This is a genomic window from Cohnella baijiui (assembly GCF_020731285.1).
Classification (GTDB): Bacteria; Bacillota; Bacilli; order Paenibacillales; family Paenibacillaceae; genus Cohnella.
Window position 1 is genome coordinate 46,192 of record NZ_JAJFOW010000020.1, and the last position, 24,718, is coordinate 70,909.

Annotated in this window: 27 protein-coding genes and 2 pseudogenes; 16 read left to right on the forward strand and 13 right to left on the reverse strand. The window is 60.3% G+C overall.

Features of this window, described 5'->3' with window-relative positions; all coding sequences use genetic code 11:
• The first annotated feature begins 108 nt into the window (after positions 1 to 108).
• From LKX83_RS18225 to LKX83_RS18235, 3 genes are all read left to right on the forward strand, one after another.
• The gene (locus LKX83_RS18225; protein WP_227883723.1) at positions 109 to 663 is read left to right on the forward strand and encodes a helix-turn-helix domain-containing protein; all 555 of its coding nucleotides are present in this window, start codon (positions 109 to 111) and stop codon (positions 661 to 663) included.
• A gap of 176 nt (positions 664 to 839) precedes the next feature.
• Positions 840 to 1,886 carry an L-threonine 3-dehydrogenase gene (tdh, locus tag LKX83_RS18230; RefSeq protein ID WP_227883724.1) on the forward strand — a complete coding sequence of 349 codons (1,047 nt, stop codon included), beginning with the start codon at positions 840 to 842 and terminating at the stop codon, positions 1,884 to 1,886.
• A 23-nt stretch (positions 1,887 to 1,909) separates the two neighbouring features.
• On the forward strand, positions 1,910 to 3,085 hold the full coding sequence (locus LKX83_RS18235; RefSeq protein WP_227883725.1) for a glycine C-acetyltransferase: 1,176 nt from the start codon (positions 1,910 to 1,912) through the stop codon (positions 3,083 to 3,085).
• 82 nt (positions 3,086 to 3,167) lie between these two features.
• Here the strand turns inward: LKX83_RS18235 and LKX83_RS34435 are convergent, their stop codons facing one another.
• Together LKX83_RS34435 and LKX83_RS18245 are read right to left on the reverse strand one after the other, a co-directional pair.
• Positions 3,168 to 3,983 (reverse strand): C40 family peptidase, encoded by an 816-nt coding sequence (locus tag LKX83_RS34435; RefSeq protein ID WP_370639096.1) that lies wholly within the window; start codon positions 3,981 to 3,983, stop codon positions 3,168 to 3,170.
• 194 nt (positions 3,984 to 4,177) lie between these two features.
• Complete coding sequence (locus LKX83_RS18245; RefSeq protein WP_227883779.1) at positions 4,178 to 4,630, reverse strand: RDD family protein; 453 nt, start codon at positions 4,628 to 4,630, stop codon at positions 4,178 to 4,180.
• A 130-nt stretch (positions 4,631 to 4,760) separates the two neighbouring features.
• On the opposite strand from LKX83_RS18245, the gene LKX83_RS18250 reads away from it, so the two are divergent.
• On the forward strand, positions 4,761 to 5,090 hold the full coding sequence (locus LKX83_RS18250; protein WP_227883726.1) for a DUF6171 family protein: 330 nt from the start codon (positions 4,761 to 4,763) through the stop codon (positions 5,088 to 5,090).
• A 276-nt stretch (positions 5,091 to 5,366) separates the two neighbouring features.
• Entirely contained in the window at positions 5,367 to 5,819 is a 453-nt protein-coding gene (locus LKX83_RS18255) for a phosphotransferase family protein (RefSeq protein ID WP_227883780.1), read from the forward strand.
• A 321-nt stretch (positions 5,820 to 6,140) separates the two neighbouring features.
• Here the strand turns inward: LKX83_RS18255 and LKX83_RS18260 are convergent, their stop codons facing one another.
• Positions 6,141 to 6,680, reverse strand: coding sequence for a hypothetical protein (locus tag LKX83_RS18260; RefSeq protein ID WP_227883727.1), 540 nt, complete (start codon positions 6,678 to 6,680; stop codon positions 6,141 to 6,143).
• Between the two features lie 106 nt (positions 6,681 to 6,786).
• Here LKX83_RS18260 and LKX83_RS18265 point away from each other — a divergent pair, with 106 nt between their 5' ends.
• Positions 6,787 to 7,395 (forward strand): TetR/AcrR family transcriptional regulator, encoded by a 609-nt coding sequence (locus LKX83_RS18265; RefSeq protein ID WP_227883728.1) that lies wholly within the window; start codon positions 6,787 to 6,789, stop codon positions 7,393 to 7,395.
• A 94-nt stretch (positions 7,396 to 7,489) separates the two neighbouring features.
• On the opposite strand, the gene LKX83_RS18270 is transcribed toward LKX83_RS18265, so the two are convergent.
• Together LKX83_RS18270 and LKX83_RS18275 are read right to left on the reverse strand one after the other, a co-directional pair.
• The gene (locus LKX83_RS18270; RefSeq protein ID WP_227883729.1) at positions 7,490 to 7,894 is read right to left on the reverse strand and encodes a hypothetical protein; all 405 of its coding nucleotides are present in this window, start codon (positions 7,892 to 7,894) and stop codon (positions 7,490 to 7,492) included.
• 46 nt (positions 7,895 to 7,940) lie between these two features.
• Complete coding sequence (locus LKX83_RS18275) at positions 7,941 to 8,240, reverse strand: putative quinol monooxygenase (RefSeq protein WP_227883730.1); 300 nt, start codon at positions 8,238 to 8,240, stop codon at positions 7,941 to 7,943.
• A gap of 138 nt (positions 8,241 to 8,378) precedes the next feature.
• Here LKX83_RS18275 and LKX83_RS18280 point away from each other — a divergent pair, with 138 nt between their 5' ends.
• Positions 8,379 to 8,954 carry a hypothetical protein gene (locus LKX83_RS18280; RefSeq protein ID WP_227883731.1) on the forward strand — a complete coding sequence of 192 codons (576 nt, stop codon included), beginning with the start codon at positions 8,379 to 8,381 and terminating at the stop codon, positions 8,952 to 8,954.
• A 239-nt stretch (positions 8,955 to 9,193) separates the two neighbouring features.
• Here LKX83_RS18280 and LKX83_RS18285 read toward each other — a convergent pair whose 3' ends face one another.
• The gene (locus LKX83_RS18285) at positions 9,194 to 9,652 is read right to left on the reverse strand and encodes an SRPBCC domain-containing protein (protein WP_227883732.1); all 459 of its coding nucleotides are present in this window, start codon (positions 9,650 to 9,652) and stop codon (positions 9,194 to 9,196) included.
• A gap of 133 nt (positions 9,653 to 9,785) precedes the next feature.
• Between LKX83_RS18285 and LKX83_RS18290 the strand changes: the two genes are divergently transcribed.
• Positions 9,786 to 10,607, forward strand: a complete 822-nt coding sequence (locus tag LKX83_RS18290; RefSeq protein ID WP_227883733.1) for a helix-turn-helix domain-containing protein — start codon at positions 9,786 to 9,788, stop codon at positions 10,605 to 10,607.
• A 174-nt stretch (positions 10,608 to 10,781) separates the two neighbouring features.
• Here the strand turns inward: LKX83_RS18290 and LKX83_RS18295 are convergent, their stop codons facing one another.
• On the reverse strand, positions 10,782 to 11,732 hold the full coding sequence (locus LKX83_RS18295; RefSeq protein ID WP_227883734.1) for an ArsR/SmtB family transcription factor: 951 nt from the start codon (positions 11,730 to 11,732) through the stop codon (positions 10,782 to 10,784).
• Between the two features lie 270 nt (positions 11,733 to 12,002).
• On the opposite strand from LKX83_RS18295, the pseudogene LKX83_RS34710 reads away from it, so the two are divergent.
• The 3 genes and pseudogenes from LKX83_RS34710 to LKX83_RS18305 form a co-directional block, all read left to right on the forward strand.
• Positions 12,003 to 12,239: pseudogene (locus LKX83_RS34710) on the forward strand (family 43 glycosylhydrolase); the annotation flags it as partial.
• The gene (locus tag LKX83_RS18300) at positions 12,216 to 12,626 is read left to right on the forward strand and encodes a lipocalin-like domain-containing protein (RefSeq protein WP_465249334.1); all 411 of its coding nucleotides are present in this window, start codon (positions 12,216 to 12,218) and stop codon (positions 12,624 to 12,626) included. The pseudogene LKX83_RS34710 and the gene LKX83_RS18300, both read left to right, overlap by 24 nt.
• A 271-nt stretch (positions 12,627 to 12,897) precedes the next feature.
• Positions 12,898 to 13,581, forward strand: coding sequence for a PsbP-related protein (locus LKX83_RS18305; RefSeq protein WP_227883736.1), 684 nt, complete (start codon positions 12,898 to 12,900; stop codon positions 13,579 to 13,581).
• Positions 13,582 to 13,658: 77 nt separating this feature from the next.
• Here LKX83_RS18305 and LKX83_RS18310 read toward each other — a convergent pair whose 3' ends face one another.
• On the reverse strand, positions 13,659 to 13,823 hold the full coding sequence (locus LKX83_RS18310; RefSeq protein WP_227883737.1) for a hypothetical protein: 165 nt from the start codon (positions 13,821 to 13,823) through the stop codon (positions 13,659 to 13,661).
• Positions 13,824 to 13,907: 84 nt separating this feature from the next.
• Here LKX83_RS18310 and LKX83_RS18315 point away from each other — a divergent pair, with 84 nt between their 5' ends.
• The 5 genes from LKX83_RS18315 to LKX83_RS18335 all read left to right on the forward strand — a co-directional run bounded on the left by LKX83_RS18315 (position 13,908) and on the right by LKX83_RS18335 (position 20,195).
• Positions 13,908 to 14,792, forward strand: a complete 885-nt coding sequence (locus tag LKX83_RS18315) for a hypothetical protein (protein WP_227883738.1) — start codon at positions 13,908 to 13,910, stop codon at positions 14,790 to 14,792.
• Between the two features lie 115 nt (positions 14,793 to 14,907).
• Complete coding sequence (locus tag LKX83_RS18320; RefSeq protein ID WP_227883739.1) at positions 14,908 to 15,918, forward strand: LacI family DNA-binding transcriptional regulator; 1,011 nt, start codon at positions 14,908 to 14,910, stop codon at positions 15,916 to 15,918.
• 191 nt (positions 15,919 to 16,109) lie between these two features.
• On the forward strand, positions 16,110 to 17,147 hold the full coding sequence (locus LKX83_RS18325; protein ID WP_227883740.1) for a zinc-dependent alcohol dehydrogenase family protein: 1,038 nt from the start codon (positions 16,110 to 16,112) through the stop codon (positions 17,145 to 17,147).
• Positions 17,144 to 18,187, forward strand: coding sequence for a Gfo/Idh/MocA family protein (locus LKX83_RS18330; protein WP_227883741.1), 1,044 nt, complete (start codon positions 17,144 to 17,146; stop codon positions 18,185 to 18,187). The genes LKX83_RS18325 and LKX83_RS18330 overlap by 4 nt, the downstream gene beginning before the upstream one ends.
• 25 nt (positions 18,188 to 18,212) lie before the next feature.
• Positions 18,213 to 20,195, forward strand: coding sequence for a glycoside hydrolase family 127 protein (locus tag LKX83_RS18335; protein ID WP_227883742.1), 1,983 nt, complete (start codon positions 18,213 to 18,215; stop codon positions 20,193 to 20,195).
• Here the strand turns inward: LKX83_RS18335 and LKX83_RS18340 are convergent.
• The 5 genes and pseudogenes from LKX83_RS18340 to LKX83_RS18355 form a co-directional block, all read right to left on the reverse strand.
• Positions 20,192 to 20,620 (reverse strand): hypothetical protein, encoded by a 429-nt coding sequence (locus LKX83_RS18340; RefSeq protein ID WP_227883743.1) that lies wholly within the window; start codon positions 20,618 to 20,620, stop codon positions 20,192 to 20,194. The genes LKX83_RS18335 and LKX83_RS18340 overlap by 4 nt on opposite strands.
• A gap of 189 nt (positions 20,621 to 20,809) precedes the next feature.
• Positions 20,810 to 20,935: pseudogene (locus LKX83_RS34715) on the reverse strand (transposase); the annotation flags it as partial.
• 450 nt (positions 20,936 to 21,385) lie between these two features.
• Positions 21,386 to 22,600, reverse strand: a complete 1,215-nt coding sequence (locus tag LKX83_RS18345) for a carbohydrate kinase family protein (RefSeq protein WP_227883744.1) — start codon at positions 22,598 to 22,600, stop codon at positions 21,386 to 21,388.
• Position 22,601: 1 nt separating this feature from the next.
• Complete coding sequence (locus LKX83_RS18350; protein ID WP_227883745.1) at positions 22,602 to 23,759, reverse strand: Gfo/Idh/MocA family protein; 1,158 nt, start codon at positions 23,757 to 23,759, stop codon at positions 22,602 to 22,604.
• A gap of 2 nt (positions 23,760 to 23,761) precedes the next feature.
• Entirely contained in the window at positions 23,762 to 24,610 is an 849-nt protein-coding gene (locus LKX83_RS18355) for a class I fructose-bisphosphate aldolase (RefSeq protein WP_227883746.1), read from the reverse strand.
• Positions 24,611 to 24,718: the final 108 nt, after the last annotated feature.

Genomic DNA, 24,718 nt, shown 5'->3' on the forward strand with positions numbered 1-24,718 from the left:
TGCGCCAAGGGCACGAAGGACCCGCCGCATTCCGGCCGCGGGTCGATCGTGATAAAATGAGGACATCTCGGCCTGAGGGCCCGAAACGGCAAATATCCGGAGGACCGTATGGACACGATGGTGTTGCGGGTCGCCCGCAACTTGAAAAAGATCCGCAAAGCGCGGAATTACAGTTTGGACAAGCTGTCGGAGCTCACCGGCGTCAGCAAGACGATGCTGGCCCAGATCGAGCGTGCGGACTCGAACCCGACGATCACGGTGCTTTGGAAAATCGCGAGCGGTCTCCGCATTTCGGTCACCGACCTGCTGGAGGAAGAAAAGCCGGCCGTCACGCTCGTCCGAGCGGGCGATGCCGAAGCGATCTCCGCGGACGAGGGGCGCTATTTGTCCTTCCCTCTGTTCCCCTACAGCGACAGCTCGCGATTCGAGATTTACCGCGTTGTGATGCGGCCCGGCTGCCACTATGAGGCGGAGCCGCATCATGAAGGCGTGACGGAGTACGTTACGGTCGCGCGCGGGACGCTCCGGCTGCAGATCGGCGAGATGACGTACGCCGTCTCGGCGGGCGAAGCCATCCGCTTCGAAGCCGATCAGCCGCACGTCTACCGCAACGCGTCCGACGAAGATACGGAGCTTCAGAGCGTGATCTTGTATCCTTTTTGAGCGCTCCGCTCCCGCTTCGCCCCCTAGGGCACGCGCCTTGGCAACCTTTCGGCCGAAAGGTTGCTTTTTTGTTGTTTACAAACGCCGAAGGCCTAATATAATATTACATAAGGATTGTTCCATATATTGAACATTTGTGCGTTATAGCGATCATCCTGACCAAAGGAGAATGCCGGATGAAGTCTGCCATGACCGGTCTGGTAAAGGCGGAACGCAAGGCGGGGGCCGTGCTGATGGAGCTCCCGATCCCGGAGATCGGACCCGATGAGGTCCGCATCCAGGTAAAGGCGAGTTCGATCTGCGGGACGGATATGCATATCTACCATTGGGACCGATGGGCCGAGGAAAACGTCGTGACGCCGAACGTATTCGGCCATGAATTCGCGGGCGTCGTCGACGCCGTGGGCAGCGCGGTCGCCGGCATTCGTCCCGGCGATTCCGTATCGGCCGAGGGGCATATTTCTTGCGGGACGTGCAAGCCCTGCCGCTCCGGCCAAGCGCACGTCTGCACGCGCATGCGGAGCTTTGGCATCTCGGCGCCGGGCTGTTTTGCCGATTATGCCGTGACGAAGGCCGCCAACGTCATCCTGAACGATCCGGCGCTGCCTTTCGAGCAGGCATGCCTGCAGGACCCGCTCGGCAACGCCGTGCAGGCTGTGCTCGCCGGCGACATCGTCGGCCGGACGGTCGCGGTCGTCGGCTGCGGACCGATCGGCCTCCTGGCGATCCAAGTCGCCCGGGCCGCCGGCGCCGGGCATATCGTCGCGGTCGACCTCCACGACTACCGTCTGGAGATGGCCTCCCGGCTCGGAGCGGATCATATCGTCAAGCCGGCGGACGGCCAGCGCCTATCCCGGACGCTCCTTGAGCTGACGGGCGGCGAAGGCGTCGAGGTCGGCCTCGAAATGTCCGGCAGCGCCAGCGCCATCCAGGAGCTGCTGGAAGCGGTCGCGAACGGCGGCCGCGTCTCCCTGCTCGGCATCCCCGCCCGGGAGGTACCGGTCGACCTGGCCCGCCACATCATTTTTAAAGGTGTCCAGGTTCACGGCATTACGGGCAGGCTCATGTACCGGACCTGGCACCAGATGCAGGGGCTGCTCGCCGCCGGGCGCATCGACCTGAAGCCGTTGGTGGATCGCACGTTTACGCTGGATCGGTACGAGGAGGCATTCGCGCTGATGGGCTCGGGCCAATGCGCAAAAATCGTATTCAAGCACGAATAACGAACGGCAAAGGAGTGAACGAAATGAGCGGATTGGACGATTTGAGGCTGGAGCTGGAGGAACTGAAAGCGCAGGGCCGCTACCGGCTGCCCGCCGTATGGGAGAGCGGCTCCGGGCCGTGGATGACGTTGAACGGGCGCCGCGTGCTGCAGATGGCGTCGAACAACTACCTGGGACTGACCGGCCATCCCCGGCTCAAGCAAGCCGCCATCGACGCGATCGAGCGCTACGGCGTCGGCAGCGGCTCGGTCCGCACGATCGCCGGCACGCTGGACATTCACGAGCAGCTGGAGCTCGAGCTCGCGGACTTCAAGGGAACGGAAGCCGCGCTCGTCTTTCAGTCCGGCTTCACGACGAACCAAGGCGTCTTCGGCACACTCCTTCGGGATACGGACGTCGTCATCAGCGACGAGCTGAACCATGCGAGCATCATCGACGGGATTCGTCTCACCAAGGCGGCGAGGCGGATCTATCCCCACAAAGACATGGACGCCCTGGAGCAGGCGCTGCGAGGGGCTTCCGCCTATCGCCGGCGGTTCGTCGTGACCGACGGGGTATTCAGCATGGACGGCGATATCGCCCCGCTGCCCGAGATCGTCGCGCTCGCGGAACGTTACGACGCCGTCGTCTGCGTGGACGACGCGCACGCCAGCGGCGTACTTGGGTGCTGCGGCAAAGGCTCGACGGATCATTTCGGCCTGCACGGCCGCGTGCATATCCAGATCGGCACGCTGTCCAAGGCCGTCGGCGTCGTCGGCGGCTATGCGGCGGGCAGCCAGGCGCTCAAGGAGTATCTCGTTCACAAGGCCCGCCCGTTCCTCTTCAGCACATCGCAGACGCCGTCCGTCGCAGCGAGCTGCCTCGAAGCGATCCGCGTCCTCCGCTCGAGTCCCGAGCTCGGCGAACGCATGTGGGCGCAAGCCGGCCGATTCCGCGCCGAGCTGCAGGCGGACGGCTTCGACACCGGCGCCAGCGAGACGCCGATTATACCAATCGTCGTAGGCGGCGCCGCGGAAACGATGCGTTTCTCCGAGGCGCTGCTCGGGGAAGGCGTCTATGCCCCCGGAATCGTCTATCCGACCGTGGCGGCCGACAAGGGCCGAATCCGCCTCATCGTCACGGCGGCGCACGGGGACGACGATCTTGCCTTTGCCCGTGCGGCGCTGAACAAGGTCGGCCGGGCGCTCGGAATGATTTAGCCCGGCGCCGCCGCGCGAAAACAAGCCCCTCCCCGTCCGATGGACGGGAGGGGCTTGTTGGGCTGTTGAGAAGTGCGGAACATTAGAATCCGAAAAATCCGCCGTTGGGCCAGCCGAACTGCTGCGATCCGCGATCGAAGCCGAACCCGAATGGCGAGGACGAGTCGCCGGACGGGCCGCCCCAGCGGGAATTCGACGAGGAGCCGCGATCCGGAGAAGAAGACGACCCGGAACCTGACTTGTCCTTGCTGCCCGATCCGGTTGGGGCCTTGGAGCCGGTGCCGGACGACGACTTGGAGCCGTTATCCGACGAAGACGGAGAGGCGGACGGCGTCTTCTTGGCGGACGTATCGGCCGCCGCCTGTCCGGCGCCTCCGTCCGGAATGACGCGGCGAGCGGTGACGAAGGTTTTGTCCCACGTGCTGCCCGCGAAGTCGGAAATCGTCACGCCTATGCCGACCCGATAGGTGTGAAGCAGTTGGCCGCCGCCCATATAGATGCTGACGTGATTGACTTTGCCGTCCCGGTTCGTGTCCGAGAAGACCAGATCGCCCGGCTGCAGATCGCTCTTGGACACCTTCGTGCCTACCTTGGACTGCGCCTGGGAGGTACGCGGCAGGTCAATGCCGTGTTTGCCGTAGACATACTGGGTGAACGACGAGCAGTCAAATTCAGACGTTTTGCCCGAGCTTGCACCGAAAACATAAGGGACGCCCAAATATTGTTTGCCGGTCGCGATGATCTGATTCGCGACGGTCGCTGCGGATGCCGATTGTTGGGATTGCGCCGCGAAAGCGGACGCTGGCGCTGCGATCGCGCCGGTACCCAGCGCGAGGGTCAAGCTGAGGCCGATGCCGATGAACGATTTGCGGATGGGAAGCGCGATGTTGCGATTCATGGTGGGTCCTCCGTGTTCGTCTGACTTAAGGGGATTCGAGGCGTTCCCCGCGTGAGACCACTATAACACGGATCGGATTTGCACCATTTCCCAAAGAAAGCGCAAACGCTTGCCGGACGAAGGCAAGCGCCGCTAAATGAGAAATAGATGAACAAATTCTAATTTCCGACCTCTTGCTTTTTGAGGAGACAAGGTTAACGCGCCGGCGATGCGTATACGACCTCCGTCCCCGCGATAAAGTCGTGTATGGCTCGTTTATCTTCGCGCAGACCGACCATAAAAGCGCTCACGATCGACCCGATGCCGAACGTCAGCCCATAGATCAACCCGGACACGACCGTCCGCAGCAGCATCGTGACGATCGTAGGCGGTGCGCCGTCCAGCTTTTGAATCCGGATGCCGCAGATTCGCTTGCCGATCGTAAACCCTTGCCAGAAGACCGGAACGAGCAGTCCGTAGAGCAGGGCCACCGCATCCGATACCCGGCTGTTGCCGTCGCCGAACAGCACGGACGACAAAATGTACAGGGGCAATCCGATGATGATCCCGTCGAGCAAACTCGCGCCGAGGCGGATCCAAAATCCGGCGTTCACAGGCACCGCTCCTCTTTTTGAATGAGATAGGTTCCCACCTTCCCCTATTTTCATTATATCTGAAGATGAGATCTCCATGCTCATCCTGTGCGTTCGTTTCGCGTTTCCATGTCCGCATTCTGCAGAAAATCTCATCCCTTCTCCGGCCATTTCTGCTATTCTAAGCGTACTGGGGGAATCGTGCGTGAGAACCGGCTGCAAAGGATGTACCGAGGACGTCAAACTGACGATGGAGCAGATCGCCCGGATGGTCTCGAAGCTCGATCGTTTCCCGGAGACGTGCGCGGAGGAAGAAGTATACGCAACACGGCTCGCCGCGTGCCGTGCGTGCCCGTCGCTGCAATATGGCACGACGTGCGCGCATTGCGGCTGTATCGTGCAGCTTCGGGCCAAGCTGCGCGACAAGACTTGCCCGGCGCCAGGCGGCAGCCGCTGGGTCGGTGACCGGCTCGAAGCGAATCGCATCGCGTCCGAAGCGCAGAAAGAACCCCGCGGCTGCACGCCGCGGGGTTAAGTTCTATGCTATCAAAAAGGGGGGTCGAGAACGATTATAGACAAATAACCTTAACGGAAGATGAAAAACAAATTTCAATCCGGTTACAATTGAAATCCTTTCCTTTACAATAGAAGAAAATCGCGGGCGCCAAAAGAGGAGCAGCGCGCCGCCATCGAGACCGAGCTCGGCCGGTTGAACCGGCGGATCAACGAGGTCCGCGGCGAGCGCTTCGGACCGTTCGAAGGGGACGATGCGGCGGCGGCTTCGTCTTGACCGGCCGCGTTCGGCGCGATGATGCAGGCGCTCTTGGCCGACGCCGGGAGGCTCGGCGCCCGATTGCCGGCCTCCCGCGAGGAGATCGAAGCCGAATTGGCGCGCCGGCTTCCTCTGCTGGCCGAGGTGACCGAGCCTCGTTTCGTGCATTGGGATTTGTGGAGCGGCAACGCGCTTATCGCGGACGGACGGATCGCCGGCATCCTCGATTGGGAACGCGCGCTGTGGGGCGACCCGCTGATGGAATATTACTTTCGCCGTTTCGAGCGATCGGAAGCTTTCTTCGCCGGCTACGGCGGCCGGTTCGACGGACCGGGCGAGCAGGCGCGCAAGCGGCTGTACGACCTTTATCTGGATCCCATCCTCGTCATCGAATGCTACTCCCGCCAGTACGGGAACGAAGACCATGTCCGCTGGGCCCACGACAACGCGGCCCAAGGCTGGGCCGCGTTTTTGGAAGGCGCGCGCGGATGACGCGCTATTTCGATTTTTTCTTCGCGGCGGACCGGCCCATCTTCTTGGGGTCGTCGGACGGCGGTGCGGCATGCTGGGAGCCGTTCGGTTTGATCTCGCGGGTCATGGAGTGCGCTCCTTTCCGGTGCGAAATGGATGTCCCGCTCATTATGCGCGGTTCCGGTCCGGCGTATGCCGATCCGCAGAGTCTCGCCTCGACAGCCGCCCGGCAAGATGTCTCCCCGCGGCTCGAACGCGATCGAAAAGACGCAGAATTACCCGATAGCACCCGGTATGACCTGCGCGAATTTCCTCGGAAATACTCAAATCCCGAACGAACGATCACGCCGTCGACTTGGGCTTTCGAGGCCAGAAGGTATAGCTGAAGCTAACGACAAAATCGATGCCCAAAATGACCGACCACAGCCGGATCAGGTTCGTCAACGACGTTGTCCGATCGGCCGCGCCGACCCAGGCGGTCATGCCGAGGAGCAGCCCGCACCCGATCGCCCAAGCGAGCAGATGCAGCAGCCAGCCGCGCCGCTCTTGGCGGGCGTGCTCGGCGCCGTGCTTGGCCTTCTTCCGCGGCGGGGGGCCTCCGGCGAAGCGAAAGGCGAACCGTTCGTCCGCCCATCGGATCATCCCGTGGCCGAAGGCGATCGACACGCCGATATAGATGGCAGCGAGGCCGTGGAAAAATCCCGCATCCGCCCCGCTCCGCAAGTCGAGGGCGGTCGCGACGAGCAGTGCCAGATCTACGATTGGGGTACAGACGAGAAGCAGCGCGCCCGCCCGCTTCCATCCGAGCAGATAGCGGCAGACGAGGCCCGCCAGGACGAAAACCCAAAAGGCGACTTCGCATCCGATGATAAAAGCCAGCAAGCTCTCCACATCCTTTTTAACACAATTGTATTATTAAAACCTCTCTTTATTATAGTGCAATTGTATTAAAATACAACTGTGCTATAATCGGTGTATGCCTAAAATCGTGGATCACCAACAACGAAAAGAACAAATCGCGGAAGCTGCCTGGCGCATCATCCGGCAGGAAGGCCTCGAGGGCGTCTCCGTCCGGCGCGTCGCGGACGAAGCGGACGTCTCTCTCGGATCGCTCCGCCACTACTTCCCCACGCAGAACGAGCTGCTCTTCTTCACCATGCAGCTTGTCACGGAGCGCGTGCAGCAGCGCATCCGCAGCCTGCCTTTCACAGGGGAGCCGCGCGCGGATATCGAGATGGCGATTACGGAGCTCGCCCCGCTCGACGATGAACGGAGGGCCGAAGCCAAGGTCTGGCTGGCTTTTGCCGGGAAGGCGATCTCGGATCCCGCCATCCGGGAGATTAGCCGCCAGGTGCACGAAGCGTTGTACGACGGCTTTCGCGGCATGATCGAGCTTCTCGTTTCGGAGCGGCTGACGAAGGAAGGCCTGGATCCCGAACGGGAAACCCGCCGGCTGCATGCGCTCGTAGACGGTCTCGTCGTACATGGCGTGACCTATCCCGAGCGGATGAGCGGCCAAGAGCTGATGCGCATCATCGCGGATCATTTGGACGGCCTGCTGGCCGAGTCCCCCTCCCCCTCTGCCGAACGGGATTAACGACTCTGAGAAACGGCCGAACCCGACAAAAGCGCCCCGAACCAAGGTTCGCGGCGCTTTTGCAGAACTCCATTCTCTATATCGGATCGGCCGGTTAGCGGCTCGTTTCTTCCTTTCGTTGATCAGCCCATTTGTACAAATCGCGAAGATCGCTTGTTTGCCAAATTAACTTTTCGGTATCGAAAACCAGCAAGGTCGGACTTTTTTCGATGCCGAATGCTCGAACGGCTTTTTCCCGGGTTTTGTCATTCATGCTGATGACCTCCACTTTGCTAAAACGAACGGACGACATCACTTGATCGGAATTCACAATACTTAGAAACTCCTTGCTTAATTCATGGACGTCCGAGTCCAAATTCCAGAATAAGTAACCCGCATAAGTGCCGCTTTCCTTGGAAATGAATTCGCTACTTATGTCATGGTTGCGGCTTGAGGCGCAAGCGGTTGCCAACAGAATCGCAGCGATTACGGCCAGGGAAACATATGCGACTTTTTTCAAGAACCCCACTCTCCTCCCTCAGCGCACGGCCGTTTTTTAGCTTCATTTAGAATGGCGGTCCCGATTTACTGATCTCATGCTTCTGCATTTCAACGCTTAGGATGGGAGTAATCTGTTTTGGGGGATTTGCTACCGCGCGAAACGATTCTAAATCCTCTTCTGACTGCCAATACTCAAAATTGTTGATTCGCGATGGATCGACCGGATCAGCTGTAATTGCCAGATCAAGACATCCTGGCGCATGCCGAGCGCGCTTCACGAGGTCTTCATGCGCTTTAACCACTTCATCACGCTTATTCGGGTCAACTGTAAACCATCCTGCGATGATCACCTTATGTGTATTCATTGCATTCCCTCCCTCTTTATTTTAACCCAATATGGAATTGCGATTTCTTTTAGAATGCTATTTTCTCGCCATTACGCATTTTCCTCCGAATTGGAACTTTTTGGTTAATTGAAGGTATAATCCTGGGGAGGTGATGTTATGAAAAACTTACGTATTGTGTTTTGCTTAGTGGCATTGGTTTTGTTGATCTCAGGCTGCGAAACAAATCAGCATTCTAATGTTGAAACTTCGCAACCTTCCACCGTCGATACTCCAAAAACGTTTAACAATAGTGCCTTATCCATTAGTTCCGAAGGAAACAAATGGAATGAAGATAAGAATGCACTACCTTTTGAACAAGTTATCGATAAAGTTTCGTTCAAAGTAAAAGAGCCAGAAGTACCGTTTGAGGTCACACATAAAGCGGCTAGTCTAATAACCGATCCGTTTGTTGTCATTCAATTAACTTATGCTAACGAAAAAGTTGGGTATCAACTTGTTTTAGCTGAATCCAATTCCGATAAATTTAAACCAGGCGGGAAAGTAGGACCACACCTCAAGGATGGAACTGAAACCAAAGTTCAAAGCAATCAACATTCAAGTGTTTTGGCTTGGAGGAAAAACGGGATGACATTTACATTAATCACCACAAAAATTGAAGATGGGGAATTTGTGCCGCTTTATGATGTTTCAAAATTAAAAGAGATAGCGAATAGCATAAACGAGATTGAATAAGCGAAATTTGCAGTTTTTACAATGAATGATCTCAAATGGAGCCCCCTTCAAAATGGATTCATTGTATGAACGACTTATCCCCTAAAAAACTAACGATATTTTTATTTAACGTAGCAGCACTCCCTCCCTTATCTCCGTCGTGCCTGCAGCCCAGCGCACATAAAGAAACAGAGCCCCGCTTTGCGGCAGCCCTGCTCTTTTGTGCCCTAGAATCAAACACCAACGCTAGCTCCGTCCAATTACCAGCCGAAATCCATCGTCTTGCCCGTCTCGACGTACGTCTTGATGTTGGAGAGGATCATCAGCCAGCTTTCTTGCGTGCTGGCGTAGGAAGGGTGCTCGTCCGGCCATTCGTCGTTCACGATCGTGACTTTCGTCGTTTGACCGACCTTCTCGAGCGTCATCGATACCCGGGTCTTCCAATTCGCGTGGTCTTCCCGGTAGGACGGACCCGCATGCTCCGTGAAGCTCAAGAACCGGTACGGCTCGTATGCCAGTACCTGACCGTACACGTGGACGGTCTCCTCTCCATCCGTGCCGGGGCCCACGTACTCGTAAGAGGCGCCGACCTCGAACGTCGAGCGAAGCTCGCTGCCGAAGAAGATCGCGCGCGTCGCTTCCGCATCGGTATAGATCCGCCAAATTTGCTCGGGCTCCGCATTTACGTAGATCGAATACTTCAAGTCCGGTTGTCCCATGATTCATTCCTCCGTTTGCCGCTGGATGGATTTGTGCAACTGAAGTTCGAGTGGTACTCTCGAGTATAGAGCGAAGGCCACGCATGCGTATAGTAAAAACGCGACAAACGACAAAGAAAACGGAGGGAGCGGCATGGAGACGATCGCTGCGGCGACGAACCGAGGCATTCTGAGGGCCGATGCCGGCATGAAGCGCTTTTCCCTAACACGGTACGCGCCGAGCCCGGAACTGGCCTACTTCGTGAAGCATTATTGGGTGGTACGCTGGGACTTGCGGGGACAGGCGCCCTACCGCCAGGTGAATCTCCCCTTTCCCAATCTGAATCTCGCCTTCGAGCGGGAGTCGTCCGGCAAGTACGCCGGCGTATACGGCATCTCCAGCGAGAGCAGCTTCCGCATACTCCGCGGCGAAGGCCGGGTACTGGGCGTCAAGTTCCAGCCGGGCGGCTTCTACCCGTACTTCCGTCAGCCGATCTCCAAGCTTGCCGATACGCGGATCGGCTTCGACGAGGCGTTCGGCGTCCAGCCGGACGCGCTCGAGGCGGACATCTTCGCCCGTGACGACGGGGCCGATATGGCACAGATCGCGGATCGGTTTCTGCTGTCCAGAGTGCCGGATCGGGATCCGAACGTCGGTCTAGCCACGGCGATCGTCCAAGCCGTCATCGATGATCGTGATCTGACGAAGGTGGACAGGCTGGCCGAGCGGTTCGGCCTTCACATGCGGACGATGCAGCGCCTGTTCAGCTGCTATGTCGGCGTCAGTCCGAAATGGGTCATCCAGCGTTTTCGGCTGCAGGAGGCCGCGGACCGGATGGAACGGGGCGAGGCGACGGATTGGCCGAAGCTGTCGCAGGACTTGGGCTTCTACGATCAGTCGCACTTCATCAAATGCTTCAAAGCGATGATCGGCCGCTCCCCGGAGGCGTATCTTGAGGAAATTCGCGAGCCGTAACGACAGGCAGAACCGATCGTTGCGGCATGTCCCTCGCTCCGCATCGTACGATTCGCGCGCAAACAAGGACCTCGTCCCGCGCCCGGCTGCGGAGATGAGGTCCTTGTTTGCGTCCTTGATTTCATCATGATTTGCGCCCTGCGATCGGCCTTGTTCGGATCTACCGGGCCGCGCCTATGCGTCCGCTTCCCCTTCCGTCTCCGGGTCGGAGGCGGGGACCGTCTTCTCGTAGTAGAGACGGAGCAGAATGTCCTGCTTGTAGTTGCCGAAGCCGCTGCCGAACAGCGTCACCCCTCCGACGTTGCGCGACGCATTCTCCACGGCGATCTGCAGCGTCCACTGCTTGTCCCAGATGCTCACCTGATCCAGCGTCACCCCGGAGATGGCGTTGCCGTCCATGCGCGTGCCTTCGTTGGTGATCGTCAAGTGCTTCAGCAGCCCGTATTGGTTGATGTCGTCCGGCCACCAGGAAGGGTTGTACTTGCCGCGCTTGTCGCCGTAGTCGCCCGGGCTCGTCCATGTGCCCAGCTTGACGTTGTTCAGGTAAAACGTAATGTCGGACGGCCAGTTGTTGTTCGTCAGCGGCGCCTCCGACGCGATCTCCATCGAGATGACGAGCTCCGTCGGATGCTCCGTGGAGAGCAGGAAGTTCGGAATCTTGTATTCGATGAAGCCCTCGCTGAACCAGAGAATCTTCGCCTGGAACCGCTCCGGCGCGAGGAACGACCGGGGATCGTCGACGATCCCGATGAACTGTTCGGTCGTCGCGAGGCCGCAAGTCGGCTCCACGTTGACATCGGTGAAGTGTCCCACCGAGATTTCGCTCTGATGGTACTCGCGGATATGCTCCAGCTTGTTCGGAAAGACGATCTCCGCTTCCTCCACCTGAAGCGAGCAAACCTTCTGCATGCCGCCCCGGCTGGGCTGCATCTCGCTGCGGACGATGCCGGCCTTCTCCAGCTTTTTGATATGCATGGTCATGATGGCGCTGCTGAGCCCCACCGCTTCGGAGAGCTCCCGGATATTCATCGGGCGTTTGGCGAGCAGGCGAATGACTTTCAGCCGGACGCTGCTCGCGAGCGCCTCGTAAACGGGCAAGGATTTGTCGGAAATGTCCAGGTTCATGCTTGTCCTCCCTATCATGTCGGACCTCGGGACGATGTCCTCTCCATCATAGTATTTTATTAACATCCCCGCAACGCTATGAGCGGCCGCTCCCCCGTCTTCCGCGTCCTGCCGCCTTTTAATTAATATATTTATTAATGTTTAAATATTTTTACTCACAACCTTATTGACTTGTAAGCGCTCTTTTGTTATCGCTAATACACGAACGATATATTTGTATAATTATTAACGTATTGCATCGACATCAAGCGGATGGTGAGGATGGAACGAATGAGCGAAGCAATCGAGACGCCCTGCCCCTACGACAACCCGATCGTCAGCCAGCGGGCGGATCCCTGGATCTACAAGCACGCGGACGGCTGCTACTACTTCACCGGATCCGTGCCGGAATACGACCGGATCGAGATTCGCAGGTCGCCCGTGATCGGAGGGCTGGGGCAAGCCGAGACGCGCATCGTCTGGCGCAAGCGAGCGGACGGCGAGATGAGCTCCCATATTTGGGCGCCGCTGTGGACGAAGGACGGCTGGCCGGTCGTCTCGCCGGAGCGCTATGCCAGGGAGCGGATGCAGCGAATCCCCAAGAGGGAAATCCCCGGCGGGTGGGAGCGGCTCGTGCAGTTGCGGTGGATCGACGGTCAGGCGCCGTCCTCGCCGCTGCGCCTGCTGGAAGGTGGGCAGATCGACGTTGCCGACGGCAAGGGCAACTGGTCGTTCGACGGCGACCATACGCTCACCCTGACCTGGGCCGAAGCGGACGGTCGGACGACCGCCGAGACCGTGCTGCTGCTGCCGTCCTGGGATTGGGAGCTGAACCGGCCCGCGCTCGTCTTCACCGGCCTGGATGGCGACGGCCAGGCGGTGTGGGGCAAGCAGACGAGCCGGCTGGCCGGATGACGCGGCCTTGACGGCACCGATCGCAAACAAACAGGGCAGTTTCCGCCGGGGTCGCCGGCATGGAGCCGCCCTGTTTTTCTTTGTTCTCGCCGCAGGCTGCTCCTCCTCCTTTTCTCCTATCTCGTATCTCGAGTTATACAACTTGTATCCTAAAATTTTCTAAAAATTTGGTGATAATGTATTTACAATCGGGCGAAAATTGTATATTGTTGTCAGGGTATTTGGTATTTTGTAGGTTGATTTTGATAGAGATGAACAGGGGGAGAAAAAAATGGAGTGGAAACAATCGAAACGCTGGTTGAAATGGTCGATCCCGCTCGGTCTGGCCATCGTGCTGGCCGCCTGCGGCGGCAAGTCCGACGATAAGAAAAACGACGCTTCGCCTTCGCCTAGCGCCTCGTCATCCGCAAGCGCGAGCCCGTCCGCGAGCCCGAGCCCAAGTCCGAGCCCGAGTGCTAGCCCCAGCGCAAGCCCGAGCGCTTCCGCCGGCGCGCTTAAGGAAGGCTATGTCCTGTACGACAACACGGAATACAAGATTCGCATGCAGTATCCGAAGGATTGGACCATCCAGGACAACATCCCGGGCGTCGTGGCGGCATTCCTCTCTCCGCTCGAAAACGACAAGGATACCTTCCAAGAGAACGTCAACCTCGTCGTTCAAGATCTCGGCGGGCAAGAAATCACGCTGGAGCAATACGCCGATGCTTCCAAGCAGCAGCTCCAACAGCTGATTACGGACTACAAGCTGATCTCCTCCGAGACGTCTACGGAGGATGGCGTGCACTATATGGAGTACACCGGCAAGCAAGGGCAACTGAGCCTGCATTGGGAACAAGCGACGGTGTTCGATTCGGGCAAAGCGTACGTCATCACGTACACGGCCGCTCCGGATTCGGTGGACAAGTTCGAAGATACGGTAGCCGAGATGGTAGAAACGCTGGAGTCGTACAAGTAAGCAGGAATTGAATAGCGTGACCCTCAGGGCCGCTTCCTCGCCAACCGGCGAAGGAGAGGCCCTTCCTTTTCCCCATGCTAGACATTGGCATGTGGATCATGTAGCGTCCCTGCTAAGGCCGCTTCGCCCGTTCGCACCGTCGCGGCACGCTTCGCAAGCCCGTCGTCCGGCAGGCCGCTCGGTCTCCGGACGGAGCGGGCTCCGCCGCCGGGGACGGCCATTTCCCGCTTGACGTCCGGCATCCCTCCCCCACCTGCGCCTGTCAAAAAGTTCCACGCCCTCCTGTAAAGTGAGAATCAAATCTCACGCGGAAGGGTGCATGGATCATGCAAACGAAACAAGACGGATTCACCGGCGCGGCCGTTCGGCTTTTCAAAGCCGAAAAGGCGCTGGTCCTGGCCGGCCTGCTCGGCTTCGCGCTGGCAGCGTTGTGCGCGGTATGGGTACTGCTGTACGGAGGTCCGGTCGGCCCGGACGGCGACGTCTCCAAGGCGTTCTCCTTCAACGCCGCCATCGGCATTTTCCTGCTGTCGACGGCGATGATTCTGCCCTCCTCGGGCTTGGGCCGCAAGGGAAAGACGACATTTCGAACCGTATACGTCCTGCTGGCGCTCTTTTCGTACTTCGCGGAAACGACGCAAAACTTCCGCGGCGCGAACCCCCGCTTCCTGAAGGACGGCGCGTCCGCCTACGACATCGCGATCGGCGCGGTCTTCGGTCTCGTCGCCCTGCTCCTCGTCGTCTTCTACCTCTTCCTGGCCGCCCGATACTTTTTCCCCAAGGTCTACAAGCAAAACCCCGTTTGGGTGCTTAGCATCCGTTACGCGATGATCGCCGTCATGCTCTCCTTTGCCGCAGGCATCTGGATCTCCATGCACCAAGGCCGGTATGTCGGTTCGCACGGCAATCTCATCTGGCTGCACGGCCTTGGATTCCACGGGCTGCAGGCGCTGCCGTTCGTCGCCTGGCTGACGGGACGCGCGGCGATGGACGTTCCGGCCCGGCGGGCGCTGGTGCACCTGTCGGGAGCCGCCTACGCGCTTGGCCTCGTGGCGATCGGCTGGCAGACAATGCTCGGCCAAGCCGTCCTCTCTTGGTCGTACCTGACGTTCGCTGCCGCCGGCTGCTTCCTCCTCGCCCTCGTCCCGGTCGCGCTCATCTTGCTGCGGCGTCCCGTCCGGCGGCCGGAAGCCGCCTCCTTTCGGAGCTGATCTGCAGCGCCGGGCCGATTGACGGCCGCAAATCTCAAATGCTATGCTTCCTAGTAATAGGAAAACGAACGAACAGCACGGTCTTCGTCGGACGCGTCCTGAAGGGGAGAGAGTATTGGCGGGCAGGAAAGTAACGCTCAAGGATCTTGCAATCAAAGCCGGGCTTTCCGTCAACACGATTTCCCGGGCGCTGAAGGACAAGGAAGATATCTCGCCGGCCACCCGGAAAACGATCCAGGATCTGGCCAAGGAGATGGGGTATGTCGGCAACGCGCTGGCCGGCTCTCTCCGGTCGGGGCTGACCAAGACGATCGCGGTCATCGTCAGCGACGTGGCGAACCCGCATTTCGGCATCATGGTCAAAGATATCGAGAAGACCGCCCGCAAGCACAACTACACGATTTTCGTCATCAATACCGAAGACGACTACGAGATGGAAGAGCGGGCCATCTACACGGCAATCGGCAAAAACGTCGACGCGATCATCATCTGTCCCTCCCAGCGGAGCACCGACAACATCCGTTTTTTGCAAAAGAACGGCGTCCCTTTCGTGTTGATCGGAAGGCGGTTCCGGGAAGAACCCGACTTCGACTACGTCATTTGCGACGACGAGAAAGGCGGCTATCTCGCCACGAAGCATCTGATCGAGAGCGGTCGCGAGCGCGTCTTGTTCCTCAACGGGCCCGGCCGGATTTCGAGCGCGCAGGAGCGGTTGGAAGGATACAAGCGGGCGCATGCCGAAGCCGGATTGCCGATCCGCGACGAGTTGATCGTCGAAGTGGGCGCCTCCGCGGGAGATACGCGCCAAGTCGTCAAACGGTTGATCGAGCGGGATGCCACGTTCACGGGCATTTTCGCGTTTAACGACGTGATCGCATGGGAAGCCGCGTACGTTCTGCAAAAGCACGGCTATCGCGTGCCCGACGATTTCGGGGTCATCGGCTTCGACAATATCCAGTCTCGACTGTTTATCCCGTTCCAGCTGTCGTCCGTCAGCCCCTCCAAAGGCAAAATGTCCAAGCGCGCGGTCGACATCGTGCTTCATAAAATCAACCACCCGGAATCGAAGACCCGATTCCGCGAGGTTATCGATACGGCGCTGGTGCTGAGAGAAAGCACGAAATAAGCGCATCAGTCCATAGAACGGCTCGTCGGTTTTCCGACGAGCCGTTCTCTTTTTCATCAGGATCGCAACCGTTCCCGCTCCGATTTTCGGCTGACGGCAGCTCCGAAAAACGATTGACAGCGTCAAAACGCGAATGTTACATTATCGTTAATGTTAACGTTAAAAATTTCCTGAAGCGGAGGCTGAAACAAATGAGCCATGCCCTCGATGTGCCCCGGAAAATGACCGTCCCCTTATTTGTCGGACAGGGGAAAATCGAATACGGAGAGAAGCCCGTCCCCGAACCGGGCAAGGGACAGCTGCTCCTTCGGGTGAAGGCCAACGCCCTGTGCGGCTCCGACCGAAGCCAGTTCTACGACGGCAGCCGTACGACGCCGGGCCATGAGGCTGCGGGGATCGTGGCGGCAGCCGGCGAAGGAACCGCGACCAAAGCAGGGACGCCCGGCGTCGTCTTCCTGATGGATTTTTGCGGGGAATGCCGCAGCTGCCGGCTCGGCTTCACCAACCAATGCCTGCAAAAAAGAGCGGATTACGGCTTTACGCACGATGGCGGTTACGGTCCTTATATGGTCGTGAACGAAAACGTCTTTTTTCCCGTTCATCCCTCCCTCCCGCTCGTCGAAGCGACGATGCTGCTCGATATGATGGGGACGGGCGGACATGCGATCACGCGGGCCCAGCTCGTGCATCCGGACATCCGTTCCGTCCTGGTGGCGGGCGCCGGTCCGATCGGCCTCGGCGTGCTTGCGATGGCCAAACTGCTGCTGGGCAAAGACCTGCCGGTCTTTATCATGGATTTTGTCCCCTACCGTCTCGAGCTGGCCCGGAAAATGGGGGCGATTCCGATTCCGCTGGCCGACCGGCCGGTATCGGAAGTGCTGCAGGAGTCCGGCCACCGCGGCGTCGACGTCGCGATCGATACGAGCGGCAAAACCGCCGGACGGCACGCTGCCCTGCAAGCGCTTCATCAGCGCGGCGCGCTGGTATGCGTCGGGCACGGTCAAGAACTGAATCTTCAGGTATCCGGCGACCTCATCGCCCCCGAGCGCGCCGTGCTCGGAAGCGAATACTTCCAGTACCGCGAGCTGGCCGACAATCACCGGCTCCTCCTCGACAATCTGCCTTACCTTGAGCAGATCATCACGCACCGGTTTGGCATCGATCGCATCCAAGAAGCTTATGAACTGTTTTTCCACGGCGAAACCGGAAAGGTGATCATCGAACCATGACGTCCGCGAAAAAGGTAAAGGTGGCGCTCGTCGGCGCGGGCGGCTCCGCGGACGGCCTCGGGTGGGGCGACGGATTTCGATCAGCGGGCAGTTGGGGGCTGCAGCACGCGCGCATCTGGTCTTCGCGGCCGGACGTGGACTTTTGCGCCATCGTCGGGCGGGATGCCGCGCGAACGCAAGCGCGTGCGGAACGGTTCGGCGCCAGGGCGTACACCGGCATCGCGGACATGCTCGAGCGGGAGACGCCGGATCTCGTCAGCCTCTGCCTGCCGAACCAGGGGCACTTCGACGCCACGCTCGAGGTGATCCGGGCCGGGGTGCCCTTGCTCGCGGAAAAGCCGCTGGTCTTCGACTTGCGGGAGGCCGACCGGCTGCTGAACGAAGCTGCCAAAAAGAACGTATTTTTCGCCATCAATTTCAACCACAGGTTCGCCAAGCCGGTCGAGCTCGCGCTGGCGGCGATCCGGGCGGGTCGCCTGGGCGAGCCTACCTTCGCTTCCTGGCGGTTTGGCGGAGAGGGCGCGAGCGACCATCCGCACGCCAATCTGATCGAAACGCAGTGCCACGGCTTCGATATGCTGGAGCACTTGTGCGGACCGATCGAATCGGTCATGGCGGAGATGACGGATCGGACGGGCGGCGGGTATCGCACGCTGTCGCTGGCCCTCCGCTTTCGCAGCGGCGCGGTCGGCAGCCTGATCGGCACCTATGACTCCTCTTACGCCTACCCGGACGCCCATCGCTTGGAAATCGACGGTACCCTCGGTCGTTCCGTGATCCATGATACGGTCAAGCGGTATACGTTCCACGCCAAAGGCAGCGAAGTCGGGGAAAGCTGGGAGCCCGGCTACTTCAACGACGCGGACCGCGAGTTTCACCGGACGTTCGACAAGCACGTCGATGCGCTGCTAGGCGCGTTTCGCCGCGGGGAACGGCCCCCAATCGAAGCCGAGGCGGGATATCGCGCGCTCCTGCTGGCCGATGCCGCCGTTCGCTCCTTCGAGAGCGGAACGCGGGTGAAGGTTCCGACGCGAGAGTAACCATTCATACGAAGGAGGGATCCATATGCTGTCCCATCAAACGGCGAAAAACGCCATGCGACCCACGACTTACAAGCATCAGGCGGTGCAAAACCTGCCGGTCCGGTCCGTCCGGATCGACGATGCGTTCTGGTCGCCCAAATTGCGCATTGTTCGGGACGTTACCGCTTATGACGTGCTTACAAAGTTCGAAAGCGACGGCGCCATGCAAAACTTCGATTTCGTGGCGGATGGCGCCGAAGACGGGTACCATTGCGGAGAGCCATGGTTCGACGGATTGATCTACGAAACGATCCGGGGCCTTTCCGATTTGCTGGCCGTCCATGACGACGAGGAGTTGAATCGGAGGGTCGACGCCGTCATCGCCAAGATCGTCCGCGCGCAAGACGCGGTCGGAGACGGATATCTCAATACGTATACGCTGCTGGATCGGCCGGAGCAGCGTTGGGGCGAAAACGGGGGAAACCTGCGGTGGCAGCACGACATTTACAACGCCGGCTGCCTGGTCGAAGCCGGCGTGCACCATTACAAAGCGACGGGCAAAACCGCCTTGCTGGAGGCGGCCGTGAAAATGGCGAACCATATGAGCGATCGGATGGGCCCGCCGCCCAAACACAATCTCGTGCCCGCGCACTCGCTGCCGGAGGAGGCCCTGCTCAAGCTGTATCAGCTGGCTGTGGACGAGCCGGAGCTTTCCCGCGTTCTGCCTGCCCCGTTCGAAGCCTCCCGCTACCTGGAGCTGGCGGAATTCTGGATCCGGAACCGGGGCCATCACGAAGGACGGCAGTCCCACGGGGAATATGCGCAGGATCATCTGCCGGTACTGCAGCAGGAAGAGGCGGTCGGCCACGCCGTCCGCGCGACGCTGCTCTATACGGGAATCACGGCGCTCTATCTGGCGACGGGCGAGACCGCGTATCTGGAACGGGCCCAAAAGCTGTGGGACAACATCGCGTATCAAAAGTCGCACGTAACCGGCGGCGTCGGCGCCGTGCACGAGGAAGAGAAGTTTGGCGGCGGCTATGAGCTGCCCGACGACGGGTATCTGGAAACTTGCGCGGGGGTCGGGATGGGGTTTTTCAGCTGGCATCTGTATTTGGCGACCGGAGAGGGCCGGTATATCGATCGGTTGGAAACGATTCTGTACAATATCGTGCTCGCCGGGCGTTCCATGAACGGCCGCAAGTATTTTTACGAAAATCCGCTGGCGAGCCACGGCGGCCATCACCGGTGGGAGTGGCATAGCTGCCCGTGCTGCCCGCCGATGATCCTCAAGCTGCTGCCCGAATTGGGCTCCTACATCTACGCTTATGACGGCTCAGGCGCTTTCGTCAATCTGTACGTTGCCAGCGAAACCGAGCTGAAGATCGGCGAGGTTGCCGTCCGCTTGCGGCAGGAGACCGAATACCCCTGGAAAGGAGCGGTCGGCATCGCGGTGTCGCCGGAACGGGAGGCGGCGTTCGCGCTGCGGCTGCGGATTCCCGAGTGGTGCGGGACCTACGCGATCCGGGTGAACGGCAAGCCCGTCTCCTGCGAGGTTGATCGCGGCTATGCCGTTTTGTCCCGAACGTGGAGCCCGGAAGACCGAGTGGTTCTGGATCTCGATATGCCCGTCGACCTGATCGAGGCGCATCCGAACGTGACGACGCACGCCGATAGGGCGGCAATTCGACGAGGCCCTCTGCTCTACTGTCTCGAATCGGTGGACAACGAGAAGTATGACAAGGGAGTCGCCCGGTACGCGCGCGAGGCGCTGGATCCGGCCGTGCGCGCGGGCCGCAAGCTCCCGGCGTCGCCCGAGTTCCAAACGTTCTACGACCCCGATTTCTTCGACGGCGCCGTCACGATCCGGACCGAAGACGACCGGGGCCGCCCCCTCGTCGCCATCCCCTACCCGTACTGGAACAATCGTTCGCGCGGCGCCATGGATATTTGGCTGGCCTACGATCATCCGAAGACGGGGACCGGGTGGGAAAACAAGCTGTATCGGAAAATCCCGCTCGGCTAAGCCGGATCCCGTACCGGATAAGGAAGATCCGCCCACAGCCGGTTCAAGACGTTGTCGCTCTCGACGCGGCCCCGAAATCCGTCGGACGTCGTCACGTATCCTTTTTCGTAGACATAGAGGAGGCTGGATCCGTCCGCGAGATGGATGTTCAGCGTATAATCGCCATCCATCGGCTTCCCGCGATCGTTCGGCCGAATGCGGTCCAGCCGGCTCAGCACTTCGGCGATTGCCGGCGGTTCATCGATCGTCATCATCGCTTGCGCTTCCGATCCGGGAGCGGCCGTGCCGGACCCTTGATACATTTCGACGCTTACTGCGTCCTGCGGCTGGATGGCGAGGATGCCGCGATCTTTTTCCGTATGCCAAAAAGCAAGGACGGCGATCGCCGCAGCGCCGAACCATCCCGCCAAAAGATATTTCTTCACGCGTAACTCCCCTTTCCCCGGACTTTCCCATTTTACGACGAAAGCCGGCGCCGGTCCAAGGGCGGGCCAAAGAAAAAAGACGCCAAAGGAAAGAGGGAGCCTCGAATGTAAGTCTGTTCACGCGACAGACAGCTCTCCTCGATCCCTATGCGTGTGAAAACGAAGAAATGGCGGTGTTTGGGGAGATGATCCCTGCACCGCCATTTCTCGCTTTCGATCCACTGCTTCCTTCTTCAACAAATGATGGGCAAGCGAAAGCCATCCGACCTCCAAGCTTCCCTTCGGCAAGACGCGAGGCAGAAAACGCCTGAATCCGCTTTCCGTGTTACCTATCCCCCGCATCCAATGGTTTAGATGCAAATGTACATCTAATTTTGCTATATTCCTTCTTAACGGTCATTTAGTTGCAATCGTACAACTAAATCGTCCGTTTTCTGCGTACAGGACGGATTTACGCTAAATTAGATGTACTTTTACAAGTAAACCGCTCCGCCCTCCCGAAATGGTCCTAATTAGATGTACGAATGCAACTAAATTAGACGTACGAATGCAACTCATTTACTGAGCGACCCGAACCGAGCGCAAACAAGGCCCATTGGCATACACCAGTGGCGAACCATCGGCCAGAATCCGACGACTTTGCACCAAGACCCAACTGATTCATTCGAAACCAGCCTCGCAGATTGCCACGCGTTCGAGGCAGCCGTCATGCGTGGAAAAATCGTCAATTGATGTCATTGAGACAGCGTCTTTCGTGTTCGCCGACTAACGGCCGCCGCCGTCCCCGGGTCCCGCCCACAGGCCGTCCGCGATTTGCCGCCAGTCCGCGAGCGGCAGCGCCTGGTCCCGGCGGGCCCAGCCGGCTTGCATGCGCCGCTGCACGTCGTCCCACGAGGGCACGCCGCTCACCGCGTCCGCGCGTTCGACGTTGCAAGCGCCGACGGCGACCGCGCCGTTCAGCACCGCTTCGGGTTCGGGGGAAGCTCCGTGCCGCAGCAGCCCGGTCAGGAAGCCCGCGATCGTGCAGTCGCCGGCGCCTGTCGTGCCGGCGGCCGTCACCCGGTAGCACGTCGCCAGCAGCTCGCGATCCCGCCATCGCTCGGTCTGCGCCGGGGCGCGGCGCCCCATCCGCGCGAGCCGGTCCGCATCCGCCGTCGTGCGCAAGTAGAGGCCGTGCTCGCCCAGCTTCAGTACGACGATCGCCGCGCCCATCTCCAGCAGCTCGTCGGCGAGCGAGCGAAGGAGCGCGCCGTCGGCGTGATGGAGCAGCTCCGCCGCTCCGTGCGCCTGCGCCATCGCCTCGTACCGATCTCTGCGCAGCATATACAGGATCTCTTCCAGACTGGGCAGGAAGAGATCGACGCTCGGCAGCGTCCGCCGCAAAATCGCCCGCCAGTCCGCTCGGCCCGCCTCGGAGTCGGGGTCCGGCCGGGCGAGATCGACGGACACGGTCGCGCCGCCGGCTTTGGCCCGCGCCAGCAGCGCGGCCAGCTCCGCGCCCTCCCGCTCGTACATCCGCCTCATGAGCGGCGGATAACCGAAGTGGAACAGCTTCACGCCTTCGAGCGCTTCGGCGGGCACATCCTCCGCGCCGAACGTGTCGTTCGCGCCCGTGCAGTGCAGGAAGATGCGATCCGTCCGCGGCGGGCTGACCACGACCGTATACGACGTGTGCTCGCCCGGCGCGCGGATCATCCCCTCGGCCAGCGCCGCGTCGTAGCCGCGCAGCGTATCGAGCACGGCGCCGCCGAACAGGTCTTCGCCAACCTTGCCCATGAGGCGCACGCGCACGCCGAGCCGGTGCAGGGCGAGTCCCGTATTGGACACGGCGCCGCCCGTGCCGATATGCGCCGGTCCGACGAGCGCCAGCTTGCCGGGCACCAGGGCCGCGTCGATCCCCTGGTTCGCCCCGTCCATCTGCGGCAAAAGATCCAGGCAAATATGTCCGGCTACAACGACATCCGGTGCCTGCGCTCCCACTTCAGTCCCCCCAATCGATCGTCACGGTCTGACCCGTGCGCTGGGACGCCAGCGCCGCGGTGAACACCCGATGGCTGCCGGCCGCCTCCTCCGGCGTGGCGCAGCGGAACGGCTGCGTCATCGCGTCGCGGTGGGCCAGCTCGTCGCAGAACGCCGCCCACATCTGCAGGATGGAGTCCGAGAAGCCGAATTCGAAAATGCCGCCGGTGATCGTCTCGTAGGCCGAGCGATACGGCGCATCGATGACGTGCCATGCCTGCGGGCCGCCCGGTTCGTAGGGCAGCGAGGCGACCTGTTTCGGATTTTTGGTCGTAAACTCTGCCGAGAGCGCCGTGCCCTGGATGCGGATGAACCAGGTGTTGGCGTGGCCGGGCGCAATCCGCTTCATGGACAGCGTCATCGGGAAGGCCTGGTTGCCCGTATCGACGTCGCACGCGAGGATCGCGTTGTCCCACGTTTCGCACGGCGCCATGCCGCCCTTGCCATCCGGGCGCTCGGACACGATTTGGCTGAGCAGCGCGCGGACGCTGCGCGGACGCCAGCCGAAGCGGAGCGGCAGGTGCAGCACGTGCATGCCGAGGTCGCCCATGCAGCCGTATTCGCCGTTCGTCCCGATGCGGCGCTTCCAATTGATCGGCTTGCGCGGGTCGAGATCGCTGGAATGCCAGAACCCGGCCTCGACCTCGATGATCCGTCCGAAGCGCCCCTCGGTCACCCATTGGACGATCTGTTGCGCCCCCGGGAAAAAGGGGAACTCCGATGAGCAGCGCACGAGCACGCCCGGCCGCTCGGCGAGCGCCGCCGCGATCCGGCCGTTCGCCTCCGCGTCGATGCCGAACGGCTTTTCGCCCAGCAAATGCTTGCCCGCGCGGACGATATCCGCGTAGAGCTCGGCATGCAGGTTGTGCGGCACCGCGCAGTAAACCGCATCGACATCCGGATCTTGGAGGAGCTGGCGGTAGTCGTCATAGACGGCTTTGACGCTCGGGATGCGCTCGCGGAACCAGGCCGTCGCCGCCGGATTCGCGTCGCATACGGCCACGATCTCGGGCTCCACGTCCAGATTCGCCAAATGGAGCCAGCGCGCCGCGGCGCTGGCGAATTCCTTGCCCATGAGGCCGCACCCGACGATGCCGAAGCGGATTGTCTGCTTTGCCATTCTTATGCTCCCTCCCCGTTCAACAGCGCCAACGCTTCGTCGGCAGCCGCGCCGTGATGGACGATCGCCATGAGCGCACGGGTCATGCCGGCCGGGTTCGGATGCTGAATGACGTTGCGCCCGTAGACGATGCCGGAGGCGCCTTGCTGCATCAGCGTCACCGTCCGGTGCACGATCTCCTCATCGCTCGCTCGGCCGCCGCCCCGGACGAGGACCGGCACGCCGGAGGCCGTCTCGATGACCCGGTGGTATTCGGACACGTCGTCGCACGGATCGGCTTTGATGACGTCGGCGCCCAGTTCCACGCCCTGCCGGACGAGCGCCAATATTTTGCGGATATCGCCGTCGACCATGTAGCCGCCTTTGACCTCATTCGGCAGCATGACAAGCGGCTCGACCATCAGCGGCATGCCGTACGCTTCGCATTTGCGCTGCAGCAGGGTAACGTTCCGGACGCACTGATGGTGCAGCTCGGGCTGACCGGGCAGCAGCAGCAGATTCACGCACACCGCGACCGCGTCCAGACGCACCGCGTGCTCCACCGCTTCGTCGATCAGCTCGCTGAACAGAAAGCGCGGCAGCTCGCTGCCGTAGATGTTCGCCGCGTCGGCACGCAGCACGAGCCCGGGCTTGCGCTTGCCCGGAATGGCCTGGAGATGCCGTGCCTGCCCTACGCTCAGCTGAATGCAGTCGGGGTTCGCGTCGACGATCGTGGCGATCGCGCGCGGCATATCCTCGATTCCCGCCAGGAAGGAATATTCGTTAAAGAACCCGTGATCGATGGCGACGTCAAAACATTTTCCCTGCTCGCTGAACATTCGGTTCAGTCTAGGTTTGCTGCTGCTGGACAACCCGATCATCCCTTTCATGTTATATACAAACATAAATATGTTTGTTTTAAACATTACTATAAGGCACATTGCCGGATTTGTCGATGCTTTTGTTCGAAAAGATCAGAT